Source organism: Niallia sp. 01092 (genome assembly GCF_052318935.1).
Taxonomy (GTDB): Bacteria; Bacillota; Bacilli; order Bacillales; family Cytobacillaceae; genus Niallia.
In genome coordinates this window covers 1-12301 of the sequence record NZ_JBQRKO010000021.1, presented here as the reverse complement: position 1 = coordinate 12301, position 12301 = coordinate 1, and the positions used below count along the sequence as shown (strand labels likewise).

General features: G+C 34.3%; 10 protein-coding genes. 3 read left to right on the top strand and 7 right to left on the bottom strand.

What is annotated here, in order from left to right:
• Positions 1 to 65: 65 nt before the first annotated feature.
• From ACTXGU_RS17610 to ACTXGU_RS17595, 4 genes are all read right to left on the bottom strand, one after another.
• Complete coding sequence (locus tag ACTXGU_RS17610) at positions 66 to 470, bottom strand: DoxX family protein (RefSeq protein ID WP_443482899.1); 405 nt, start codon at positions 468 to 470, stop codon at positions 66 to 68.
• Positions 471 to 600: 130 nt separating this feature from the next.
• Positions 601 to 1428 (bottom strand): aldo/keto reductase, encoded by an 828-nt coding sequence (locus ACTXGU_RS17605; RefSeq protein WP_443482898.1) that lies wholly within the window; start codon positions 1426 to 1428, stop codon positions 601 to 603.
• Between the two features lie 350 nt (positions 1429 to 1778).
• Positions 1779 to 2627: an SDR family oxidoreductase gene (locus ACTXGU_RS17600; RefSeq protein WP_443482897.1), complete on the bottom strand. Its 849-nt coding sequence runs from the start codon at positions 2625 to 2627 to the stop codon at positions 1779 to 1781.
• A gap of 14 nt (positions 2628 to 2641) precedes the next feature.
• Positions 2642 to 3145, bottom strand: a complete 504-nt coding sequence (locus ACTXGU_RS17595) for a GNAT family N-acetyltransferase (RefSeq protein ID WP_443482838.1) — start codon at positions 3143 to 3145, stop codon at positions 2642 to 2644.
• 566 nt (positions 3146 to 3711) lie between these two features.
• Here ACTXGU_RS17595 and ACTXGU_RS17590 point away from each other — a divergent pair.
• Entirely contained in the window at positions 3712 to 4329 is a 618-nt protein-coding gene (locus tag ACTXGU_RS17590; protein ID WP_443482837.1) for a DUF47 domain-containing protein, read from the top strand.
• An 11-nt stretch (positions 4330 to 4340) separates the two neighbouring features.
• Positions 4341 to 5339 (top strand): inorganic phosphate transporter, encoded by a 999-nt coding sequence (locus ACTXGU_RS17585; protein ID WP_443482836.1) that lies wholly within the window; start codon positions 4341 to 4343, stop codon positions 5337 to 5339.
• A gap of 260 nt (positions 5340 to 5599) precedes the next feature.
• Here ACTXGU_RS17585 and ACTXGU_RS17580 read toward each other — a convergent pair whose 3' ends face one another.
• Positions 5600 to 7258 (bottom strand): M20/M25/M40 family metallo-hydrolase, encoded by a 1659-nt coding sequence (locus tag ACTXGU_RS17580; RefSeq protein WP_443482835.1) that lies wholly within the window; start codon positions 7256 to 7258, stop codon positions 5600 to 5602.
• Positions 7259 to 7605: 347 nt separating this feature from the next.
• Between ACTXGU_RS17580 and ACTXGU_RS17575 the strand changes: the two genes are divergently transcribed.
• On the top strand, positions 7606 to 8169 hold the full coding sequence (locus tag ACTXGU_RS17575; protein WP_443482834.1) for a YitT family protein: 564 nt from the start codon (positions 7606 to 7608) through the stop codon (positions 8167 to 8169).
• 639 nt (positions 8170 to 8808) lie between these two features.
• Here ACTXGU_RS17575 and ACTXGU_RS17570 read toward each other — a convergent pair.
• Together ACTXGU_RS17570 and ACTXGU_RS17565 are read right to left on the bottom strand one after the other, a co-directional pair.
• On the bottom strand, positions 8809 to 11688 hold the full coding sequence (locus tag ACTXGU_RS17570; RefSeq protein WP_443482833.1) for an ATP-binding protein: 2880 nt from the start codon (positions 11686 to 11688) through the stop codon (positions 8809 to 8811).
• On the bottom strand, positions 11681 to 12046 hold the full coding sequence (locus ACTXGU_RS17565) for a response regulator (RefSeq protein ID WP_443482832.1): 366 nt from the start codon (positions 12044 to 12046) through the stop codon (positions 11681 to 11683). The genes ACTXGU_RS17570 and ACTXGU_RS17565 overlap by 8 nt, the downstream gene beginning before the upstream one ends.
• Positions 12047 to 12301: the final 255 nt, after the last annotated feature.

The following is a 12301-nucleotide window of genomic DNA, read 5'->3' as shown; positions in this document are numbered from 1 at the left end:
AAGTGTTGAAAGTATAATAAAAATTAAGAAGTACTCTTTCTACTCTATTTCGTCTATTATTGTTTTTAAAACAATGTATCCAGACTGAATATACCCGCTCCTGTAAATGCTATACTTATTACAACAATTAAATATAATAAATTTAACTCATAACCATTTGACGAAGCCCAAAACCCATTGGATCCATGAACTTTTATAATTGCCATAATCATTGTAATACTAATAAGGATGGAGCCAATCGGTGTTAATAAACCGAATAAAAACAACAATCCGCCGATAAATTCGCCTAAGCCTGCAACTAACGCCATGATTTTTCCAGGTTTTATTCCGATTGATTCAAAAAAATCTGCAGTCCCTTCTAAGCCATAACCGCCAAACCAACCAAATAATTTTTGTGCACCATGCCCTATAAACGATAATCCTATCATAAGACGAATAAGTAAAATTCCGAAACTCGCTAAAATTTCCATCATCATTTCACTCCTTTTATTTTATTTCGATCTCAAGACATATAACTTTAAAAATGTATGCAAAAAAAATCTAACCATGCTTTTTTAAATAAAAAACATGGTTAGATTTTATGATTTATCTTTTTAGTATCTAAAATAGTAATTCATCAGGATTTTTTCCTGTTCTTTCGTTCATATTTAATTGATCTATCTGGTTCATTTCATCCATACTTAATTGAAAATCAAATATATCTGCATTTTCCTTTAATCTAGTTGGAGAAACTGATTTTGGGATGACAATGATGTCATTTTGCAAATGCCATCTTAAAATAATTTGTGCAGGTGATTTTCCATGTTTATTGGCAATATATTTAATCGTTGGTTCGTTTAGCAGCTGCCCTCTAGCAAGAGGAGACCATGCTTCCACCTTAATATCTTTCTCTTTACAGTATTGTCTTAATTCTTCTTGTGCTAATCTAGGATGCAGCTCTACTTGATTGACGGTTGGCTTTTCATTTGCATTTGCCATTAATCGCTCTAAATGGTGTTCATGAAAATTACTTACGCCAATCGCCTTAACAAGTCCTTCTTCATACAATCTTTCAAATGCTTTCCATGATTCAATATACTTGTCTTTTCCAGGCCAATGTATTAAATATAAATCTATATACTCTAAATCTAGCTTTTTTAAACTCGTTTCAAACGCGTTAAGGGTTGCATCATAACCATGGTCGTCATTCCAAAGCTTCGTTGTTATAAACAGCTCTTCTCTTGCGATCGCGCTTTCTTTAATAGCTTGCCCTACACCTTCTTCGTTGGCGTAAAAAGCTGCCGTATCAATGGAACGATAGCCTAATTGAATAGCTGTTTTTACCGTATCCACTATTGTTTTTCCTTCTTCTACTAAGTAAACCCCTAATCCAAGCTGAGGAATTTGTACGCCATTATGTAGCTTCACTTTATGTTCGATGCTTTTAATCACAAAAAGACACCTCCAAATTTTGAATTATCTATATTTTAACATTTTCCTCAGAAGATAATCCAATAAAAAACGCTCTGCAACCTACTATGCAGAACACTTCGAGTTGACTATATTTGTTAATCAATGTAAAATTTCGGCTGTTTTCTCAGTATTTGTTGTTTTTTTACGTAAAAAAATGGGAGAAGAAGTACTCAGCAGACTGAATACACGTAGACTCCTGTGGGAATGCGAGAAAGACGAGACCCCACAGGAGCGTATGCGACGAGGAGGCTCGACGCTCGCTAAACGGACGAAGTGTATTCAGGCTGCGCATTTAAAAGCAACAATCTATACGAAAACAGCCAAAATTATAAATCGTTTTTTAACAGCAACAGCATCATTTTTTCCCACCATTTCCATGGCAGAAGCGCTTTTAACAACATGGTTTGTTTTACTCCTTTTCCAATAGCATAACGAAAGGAAGGATTTTTTTTATTGGCGATTGCCACCACTTTTTTTGCTACCTCTAATGGATCTCTATAACTTTTACTGCTCATATGTAGATACGCTTCGAGTCTCTTCATATATAAATAATAAGGGGATGTTTCTGATTGAGATTTTTTAGTTACTTTTTTTCCAGTGCTCCATATATTTGTTTGATATGAACCTGGCTCTACTATCGAAACATCAATAGAAAATGGTCGTAATTCCAACCTTAATGACTCACTCCATCCTTCCAATGCAAACTTAGATGAAACGTACGGAGAAAGGCCTGGAAATCCAACCTTTCCACTGATGCTGCTCATCATAATAATTTTTCCAAACCCTTGTCTTCTCATTAATGGTAAAACCATTTGGGTAACAGCTATCGTTCCAAAATAATTTGTTTCCAACTGGTTTTTATACTCTTCCAGCGGAACATCTTCCACAAACCCTGCCACAGCATATCCTGCATTATTAATAAGAACCTCAACACTGCCAATTTCGTCTATATAATCCTTGAAATTTTTTATACTTTCTTTGCAAGTAACATCAAGAGGAAATGGGGTTATAAGAGAATCTACTCCTTTTATTTTTGCTTTTTCCAGCAGCAATGAACCCTTATTTACATCTCTCATTGCTGCAATGACATGATAACCTTCTACTGCAAATTCTAATGCCATTAATAAACCAAACCCGCTATTCGCTCCCGTTATTACAGCTACTTTTTTCACCAGTTTTCTCCTTTATGCTATTGATTAAAATATTCTTTTTTCAACATCGACATTAAGTAGATGGATTCAAATTGATTATTAATTTTTACGGCTTCTCTTTGCAATCCTTCTTCGATAAATCCTTCTGACTCATACAATGCTTTTGCTTTTTGATTATGATCCACTACATCTAACCAAAAACGATTTGCCTTTTTTTCTGTAAAAACCCATTTTTTCATTAATTGCAGCATTTGACGACCGTATCCTTTTCCTTTATCCGAAAAAGCTGTTCTTTTTAATTCAATGCTTTCATTGCTGTCGTTTAATCCGTTAATTAATAAATATCCTACGGGTTTATTTTCTTTTTTTTCGATGACAATTAAATGCATTAAATTAGTATCTTGTTGGATTGCATGCAAATGTTCATCCCTTGACCACTGCATGATATATGGCAGGTTGTCTTTATTCGATTCTGTGGTAATGATATAAGAAAGATCACTTTCAATCGTCTTTCTAATTAAAATAGTGCTGTTTTCTATCATTACTTTCACCTCTGCATTTAGCTTTTATTATTAATTTATTCTATTATAGAAAATTAGACACAACAATGATTAATTACTAATTACTTTTCAAGAAGGCTCTGTTAAACTTGCCTGTTGATTGCAGCGAGCGATAAGCTTCGGAAACCCCCTTTTAACAGAGCTTATTTTCAGGGTAGACACCCATGCAACAAAATTTGCATCATGGTACATGGAAAGAAGCAGTCTCCATATTTATAGCACAGAGCAGCGTGAATACACGAAGACTCCTGCGGGAAAGCGAGAAAGACGAGACCCTGCAGGAGCGTAGCGACGAAGCGGCTCGGCGCTCGCCCGCGGAAAGCGTAGTGTATTCACGCTGCGGAACTTCTTTTCAGGGTAGCCTATCCTTTAATACACAAGCTAAATATTAAGAATTTTTAAACTTTATAAAAAATACAAGGGGGTAATTTAAAAATTATGTAAACAAAATATTAATTTTTTGTAAAGATTTCGATAAAAAGCTACCCACTTCGACAAACTTTCGCTACAATATGAAAGGCTTAGCTTATAAAATGGGGGTAACAATAATGGTTTTCAAAAGACAGGATAAATTCGCAGTACTTTTAAATAATATTGCTTCTAATTTAAAAGAAGGCGCTGATTATTTTGCAGATTTTAAAATTAAAAATGTCAGTGATTTAAAAACATTTTCTGAAACAGTCAAAGAAATTGAAACGAAAGGCGATACGTATGTTCATGACGTGATTACTGAATTGAACAAAGCCTTTATTACACCGATTGAACGCGAAGATATTCTTGCATTAACAATGAGCATGGATGATGTATTAGATAGCTTAGAGCACTGCTCTGCATTGCTTGAAATGTACAACATCATTAGTGCAGATGAGTATATGCTTCGTTTTGTTGAAGCAATTAAAAAATGCGGCCTTGAAATTCAAAAATCCGTAGAGCTTTTATCAACAAAGAAATTGCCAAAAATCAGAGAATATGCAATTCGCATCAAAGATTTAGAATCAAAGTGCGACGGTATTCTTCGCCAATCTATCAAGCATTTATTTTCTGTTGAAAAAGATCCAATCCGTATTATTCAATATAAAGAAGTGTATGAAAATCTAGAAGAAGTTGCTGATAACTGCCAAAGTGTTGCAAACACACTTGAAAGTATTATAATGAAGAATGCTTAAGGAGTTTACCTATGGATACAATTTTAATCATTACCATTTTAATTGTGGTTTGCGCCTTAGCATTTGATTTTATCAATGGATTTCATGATACGGCCAATGCTATTGCAACTGCAGTCTCTACAAAAGCGTTAAAACCTAGACATGCCATCATTTTGGCAGCCGTTATGAATTTTATTGGGGCAATGACTTTTACTGGTGTTGCTAAAACCATTACTAAAGATATTGTAAACCCATTTACTTTAAATAATGGTTCTCTTGTTATTTTAGCAGCACTTATTGCAGCTATTTTCTGGAATCTATTAACATGGTATTATGGCATACCAAGCAGTTCCTCCCATGCCATTATTGGTTCGATAGCAGGTGCTGCAATTGCTGCTTCTGGATTCAGTTCTTTAAATTATAGTGGATTTACTAAAATCATTGAAGCGCTTATTTTATCTCCAATTATTGCATTTAGTATTGGATTTATAGTTTATACGATTTTTAAATTTATTTTTAGAGATTTAAATTTAACAAAAACAAACCGCAGATTCCGTATATTCCAAATTTTCACGGCAGCTCTGCAAGCTTACACACATGGTACAAACGATGCACAAAAAGCAATGGGGATCATTACAATGGCATTAATCGCCAATAAATATGTTACTACAGATGATGTTCCTTTTTGGGTGCAGCTTTCCTGTGCGCTGGCAATGGGACTTGGTACTTCTGTTGGTGGCTGGAAAATTATCAAAACCGTCGGCGGTAATATTATGAAGATTCGTCCTGTTAATGGTGTAGCAGCTGATATTACTGGAGCGATGATTATATTCGGAGCAACATTTATTCACCTGCCAGTAAGTACGACACATGTTATTTCTTCCTCTATTTTAGGGGTAGGTGCTTCTCACCGCCTAAAAGGCGTAAAATGGGGAACGGCACAAAGAATGTTAATTACTTGGGTGATTACATTGCCTATTTCTGCAGCTTGTGCAGCGATCTGCTATTATATTTTAAATTTTATTTTCTAAAACAAAGAAGGCCTTCTTTCAAACAGAAGGTCTTTTTTGTTTAGGCTGTTTTCTCAAAGTTAGTTGTTTTTTCTATGTAAAAAAATAGGAGAAGAAGTACTCAGCAGACTGAATACACGTAGACTCCTGTGGGAATGCGAGAAAGACGAGACCCCACAGGAGCGTATGCGACGAGGAGGCTCGACGCTCGCTAAACGGACGAAGTGTATTCGGGCTGCGAGTTTAAAAGCAATAATCTATACGAACACAGCCTTGTTTTATTACCTGTCAACTGTTAATAACTTTTCCGTCACTTCTCTTATAATAAGAGGCAATGTATGAAAAGAGTATGGTTTGTATACTCTTTCAGTCCATTTATGTCCGCCTTTCCCGTACACCCCAATATTTAATGCTGGAATATTTAATTCCTTCATTTCTTCTAATGCTAACGGAAATAATTGGTCCATGCCTGGAAAATTAGCTTTTATTGTTTCTATTTCTGCAGCATTGCCATGAAAAGCTAAAAAACTGCCATCACATAAATAAGGGAAATAGTTTCTCAAAGAAAAACTTTCTTTGTATTTTTCCCCACTGCTTTCCAATACATTTGCAATGATCTGTTTTAATTCAATAGATCGTTCATCGTTTTGCAGCGTATTAGATGGCAAAAAAGGTGGTGCAAAAAAGATAATAACCCTTGGTTTCTTTTCTGGATCTAAATTCTGCAATGCTTCCACCATTTCAAAGGCAATCATACGATCATCCGTTATTTCTTTTCTCGTTTTAGCAAGTACTTCTATTATCCTTTTTTCCGGATCTACCTGCTTTTCTTTTAGCTGGTCTATATATTCTTGCAATGTTAGAACTTCTGTTTTCCAATCTAATACACGTTCTGGAAGATTATTTGCCAACCGGTATGCTTGATAATGATCAGCAAGCTCTTTTTCAATTTTTCCAGAAGCTTTTACTGCAATTTCTTTCAATTTCTCCAACACTTCAGCCGGAGTTGCTTTATAAATAAAATAGTTAAAATACATTCTTAAACTTACAGGTGTTTGCACATCATAGCTGCTTTTATTCTCTTTAAAATACAAACAGCTAGGCGGCAACACAAGTTCACCTTCCAATGCTTCAGCAAGAGAAAAATTTTGATTCATCACACGGTTTATTTCTGAACCAATTAATGTAGGATCCAGTCCTACAAGGCTTTCTCCTACATGCGCTTCTCTTCCAAATATAGAAAAACACGGAAGAAGCTTCCCAGCACCTCCACAATAAATATACTTATTTGAATCTCCTTCATATAGCGGGGAAATAAAATCATTATTAATCGCAGCAATAAATTGTAAATTCTTTTCTGCTTTTAATCTCGATAATTCATATAATGCCCCTCTTATTCCGATATGCTGATTTTCCTCATCCATATTAAAAAGAACTAATATATTACCTTCCAATTGTACTCTATTGCTAGAATAATATAAAAGATTTGCTAAATGAATGCTGATGCCGCTTTGCATATCAAGAGCTCCTCTGCCAAACATCCACTCTCCAGATAAAGCATCCTGCTGCGCTTCAGCATCCGCTTTATAAGTAGAAAAATACGTTTGCAGCTTATCTGGACTATGCGCTATTTCTTTGATGCTTCCATAATCATCAATTCCTACCGTATCAATATGAGCATGAAAAATAATGGTTTTATTTGATTTTTTTATGCTTTCTACAAAAGCAAATACATTTACTCGCTTTCCTTCTTCCAATGTTTGTTTCCAAATATTTATTGGATTTTCTTTAAAATATGGAAACGATTGAATTGCTTTATAAAGAAAGTCTCCTTTTTCCTTTTCACCTTCTGTTCCATTATGACTTTTCATTTGTACTAGTATTTTTGTTAAATATTCAATTTGATTATGTAGTGGTAAATCTTTTAATTGATCATACATTGTTCTTCATCCCCTACCCTATTGCTAATATATTAAGTTTAGCGGTTATACAACAAGTCTTACAATACATTTTAAAAAATTGAAAATTAATATTGAAAAAAAAACTAATGATTTCAGAGTGAGACAAAAGTGATTTTAGCAGAAACTTCAGGCTGATCGAAAACGTTTGTCTTTCGAGGCGTGAAGCCTTGGGAGGAGCGGAGTTACCGTGGTTGGGTAATGAGCATCCGAGTAAGGCGAACAACGAAGAAAGCGAGCGTTTGTCGACAGCCTGGATTTTCTTGATTCTAATTTTTTATTACTGACATAGATATGTACTAGAATGGACAAGGTAGGATGATACGATAATGGCAGAAAAAATAGCAGTTGTTTTCATCGGGAGCATGCTTGTCGGAATCGGAGTTAACGGTTTTTTAGTTCCACATCACCTTTTAGACGGCGGATTAATCGGAATTGGTTTAATACTGCATTATCATTATGATATTCCAACTGGCATGACAATGATTATTATTAGTGTTCCGTTATATCTATTTGTATGGTTTTATAATAAACAATATTTTTTCTACGGCATATTTGGCTTTGTTATTTCCTCTTTGATGATTGATCTTCTTTCCTTTTTACGAGACTCTTTTTCTTTGTCAATGCTTTTCAGCTCCTTTATTGGAGGGATGATTATTGGGATCGGAATAGGCATAATGCTGCGATTTGAAACAAGCACAGGAGGCACCGATTTACTGGCACAAATTATTGCCAACTACTCTACCCTCCATGTAGGAATCATTATTTTTATTATTGACGGATTCATCTTATTAAGCGGCATCCCTATTGTCGGATTGGATAAACTCGCTGCATCCTTTGTGGCAATTGTATTTGTTGCCATATTTACGACATTAATGACTGGAAAAAGCTAAAAAGTTGCCGATTATAAAATTAGAAAAAAAACAAGAAGGTCTATTCCCAATGTCATCAAGCTAGGATTTAAATAAAAGGAAAATAAGCAACTAAATAGGAAGTAAGGGTTTCCGTTCTGTTCTCCGAGGCTTACCGCTCGCTTTCCACGGGGCGAGCGCCGAGCCTCCTCGTCGCTTTGCTCCTGTGGGGTCTCGTCTTTCTCGCTAATCCCGTAGGAGTCGAGCGGACACCTCTCCAAACAAATGAGGTATTTCTTTTAAATAAAGGGTATCCCATAAATAGGATCCATAAAAAAGGCAATAGGATGCCCAGGCGGATGAAATGTAATTTTTTTCACCCTCCTTTGGCATCCTATTTTCATGAATCAAAACTTTAAAAAGCGGACTTTTGAATCAATCCATTTCTATTAGCTCGTAATCCTTTTACACGGTTAAAACACTTTTCTCCATAAAAAAATCACCACACATCGTTGATATAACCAAAAAAAAGGTATCCAAATCGATTATTGTGGTGTTCTTAAAAAGTCAAGTGATTTGTTGGTTTAATATAACAATTTTATGACGGTTTAATCTAATAACATTTTATGGAACCTTAAGTTGATGACATTGGGTCTATTCCCTCTTGGTTTATCAGAAATTTTAATGATCTCCTGAATTTGAATCTTTTTCTGGAATGAGCACTTGCCCGATTTTTCCCATTTTTAATAAGGTTTGCATAATCGTTCTTGATAACTCACTTGGTCGATACGGCTTCACTAAATAGTCCATTGCTCCTAATGAATAGCCCTTTTCTTTTTCATCTAATGCAGTTGAAATCACAATCGGTATATCTTTTATTGTGTCTTTCTTTTTCAACTTCTGCATCATATCCCATCCGTTCAGATTATCATTCTCTAGCATAATATCTAAAACGATGGCATCTGGTGTATTTTGTTCAATTGCTTGTAATGCTTCTTGACCATTCTTAAAGTATTGCACCTGAAATCCATAATCTCTTAGCTCATGAATCATCAGTTCAGCTAAACTATAATCATCTTCAATTACCATAATTTTATAAGCGATTATTTTATTTGAATCAACATCATTATTGAAATCCTTTAAGTGAACAGCAACGCATGGAAATGATAGGGTAAAGGTACTGCCTTGGCCTAATTGTGATGTTACGGTAACTTCCCCATCATGAGCGTTCATAATTTCTTGGACAATCGCTAAACCTAGTCCTGTTCCACCTATCTTCCGTCTATCTGTATTATCGACACGATAAAATTTAGTAAAAAGCTTACTTATTTCTTCTGCTGGTATTCCTAATCCTCTATCCTTTACCGAAACATTTATTTTTCCATGTTCTTCAAATATGGCTATTTCAATTAGACCACCTTCTGGAGAATATTTAATGGCATTGCTGATAATATTCGTAAATGCTTGCTCTATTTTCAATTTATCTCCAAGAATATACGTATTTTCTAATGAAGAAAGTATAGTTATATCATGTTTTGGCGCATTTATTTGTTGCTTCTCTACTATTCCTTCAACAATCGGTAAAATCTCAATATATTTCTTTTCATATGTCTGCTTTCCAGCTTCCATTCTTTGAACATCTAAAAAATCATTTATGAGCGCAGTTAATCTTTTCGCTTCTCCATATATGGTCGATAAATATTTTTTCTGTCTTTCCTCTTTTAATTCACGGTTGATCATTAACTCTGTAAATCCTAATATACTCGCCAAAGGGGTTCGAAGTTCATGGCTTACTGTACTGACAAATTCTGATTTCATTTTATCTACTTCAAATTCTTTTGTTATATCTCGATAAACAAAAACCGTTCCAAACTTTTCTTCCCCACGAAATAAACCTTCTGCATACACGTTAATTACTTTATTTTCCTTCTTGATAGGAAAAGTAAAAGAGCTATTCGATGAAGTTTGCAGAGAATTTTCTATAAAAGTAATTAAGGCATCGTCCCCATCTAGAAATTGTGCTAAATACGTTGTCCAGTCACGCCAGCATTGTCCAACTAATAACTCTAACTTTTGATAATATCCCATCATTTCACAAAATTTACTATTGACTTGAATGATTTCTCCACTTGTGCCAACTAGCTGAATCCCTTCTTGCACATTGTTTAATATATCTTGATTTAATACTTTATCTTTTTCCGTTTGTTCAAATAAATGAATTTTGTCTAAGGAAATCCCTATTTGTTTAGCTAATGTAACAAATTCATCCATTTTAAATTCAGTAAAACGGTCGCTAAAACGGCTATACATCATAATAGCAACTATATCTTCATTTGCTGAAAATACAGGAATATATAAGTCATATACATAGCCTGTTTCTTCATGATAGCCTTTCTCCGGTATGACGAGTTTTCGTTTAATAATAAATGGTTTGCGCTGTTCTTCTAAGCGGAAATACATACCAGTATATAAATAATCTTTAAACTGTTTAGCACCTTTCACCGATATGCCGAATGCTGCATATGAATCTTCTTCCACCATCACAATAATCCCTCTATCTGCCTTAATCAGATCACACATATTTTCAATGATGCTATTTAAAACTTTTTGCTTATTAAGTGAATTGGATAGATTATTTATTAAGCGATTTCTGCGAAATAATGTTTCTTCATTGTTTTTTACTGTTTTTAATACCTCTTCTAACTGTGTTTGCTGTGCATATAATTCATCTTGTTGAGCAATTAGCTCTTCATTTTGTGTCAACAAATCCTGTTCTTTTTCTTGAATACTTTGATACATACGAGAAAAAGCAACAGATAATATTGCCAACTCGTCATTCCTTTTTGTTTCGACTTTTATTTCCGCCTCATTGCCTTTTGCTATTTCATTTGCAGCAACTGCAAAATCAGACAGTGGCTTTCCAATTCGTTTCACCATTATTCTTCCAATAATAATGACAATTGTTAATAATACAATCGTATAAACAAGAAACGATAACTGTAAATTCGCAATAGAATTGGAAAGTTTTGTTACTTCCTGATTCAGGGTTTTATTTATCTCGACTAAATACGAGTTTAATTCTTTTTGATAGGCTTCAACCTTTGCCGTTCCCCCATCATTGGCAAGTTTCATTAATTCTTTATCCTTGCCTTGTTCATAATAGGCTAGTGCTTTTGGCAGTATTTCTTCAAAATAAAAAGTATAAAATTCTTTCATCTCTTTTAATGCCAAGTGATCATCATCTGTTTTTGCTAATTGATTAAACTGTTGAATCAATACTTTGATCTCTTGTTGTTCATTTTGAGCACTTTCCTTTAACTTTTTATTATTAAAAGCATAATAACCTCGTGCATTAGACATCGCTTTTAGAAAATGAGCTTCTATGTCCTGAACTAATTTGCGTTTTTCAATTAGTTTTTCGCGATTTTCCACATAATTTTCGTTTACAGATTTTTGAAAATAAACCAGTATGCTAGCTCCTACAACAAATAATAGAATGAAAAAGCATATTAAGGCTACAAATTGCCTTGATATGCTTTGTTTAATATAGGAATTAATCATGTACAATTTCCTCAACTTTTTTTAACAATTCTAATGGACTGAAAGGTTTTGCCATAAAATAATCTGCTCCAGCATGTAATATATGTTCTTGTTCAAAAGCTTGACTTTTAGCGGTAAGCATTAAAATTTTCAAGTGTTGATGAGCTGTATCTTTGCGTACTTGTTCAATGACTTCCAACCCTGTTAAAATGGGCATCATATAATCTAAAATGAGGAGATCGTACTTATTTTGGCTAATTAACCGAAGTGCCTCTTCGCCATCTTGTGCTTCATCAACAATAAATTCTTCCTCTTCAAGGGTATCCATAATTAACATTCTTAAAATATCTTCATCGTCTGCTAATAATATTCTTTTCATTTTTTCTCCCAAGAGTCGTTTATTTAATAGTTTAAACAGTTTTTATGTTGTTAGTACTATTACTTATATCGGTTAGACTACTATATTTTTTACTCAAAGAAAGAAAAAGAATGTTTATAGATTATTACTTTTAACTCGCAGCCTTAATACACTTCGTCCGTTTAGCGAGCGTCGAGCCTCCTCGTCACATTGCTGAGGTCACTGAAAAAGTGGATGCTATGAAATATAGATAGTGAAAATCAAGCATTTAGAGGG